This window comes from Bartonella sp. MR168JLCBS, from assembly GCF_042194175.1.
Genome location: NZ_JBHIMP010000353.1, coordinates 1 through 403, shown reverse-complemented (window position 1 = coordinate 403; position 403 = coordinate 1). Strand labels below are relative to the sequence as shown.

Sequence of the window (403 nt, the reverse complement as noted above, 5' to 3'; positions counted from 1 at the left end):
CCTGATTTAACTGTTGATGGTTCGTTTCTTCTTGGATCATGTGTTTGTGGTGTTTTGATTCTTTTAGGTTTCAATCCATGGACGGCTATGATGTGTGCTTTTTTTTGCAGCTATGGTGGCAGGTTTGTTAACAGCTTTGCTGAATTTGTGGTTTGGTATTTTAAATTTTTGGCTTCAATTTTAACAATGTCGGCACTCTGATACGGTTAATCTTCGTATTATGGGGATTATGGGAGGGGCTAATGTTAATTTGGCGCTTGTTAATACTACTTTAACACCTTTTTATGGCATATTGTGTTTGTCTGATATTTTTGTGCGTCCTCTTTTTATTGGTTCTGTATTATTGGTTGTGGTATTTTTGATTTAGCGTTTTTTGGAAAGTAAGATAGGTCTTGCCATGCGA

At 36.2% G+C, this 403-nt stretch carries 1 pseudogene; it reads left to right on the top strand.

The window, feature by feature from the left end:
* Positions 1 to 364: pseudogene (locus tag ACFIK8_RS11355) on the top strand (ABC transporter permease); the annotation flags it as partial.
* Positions 365 to 403: the final 39 nt, after the last annotated feature.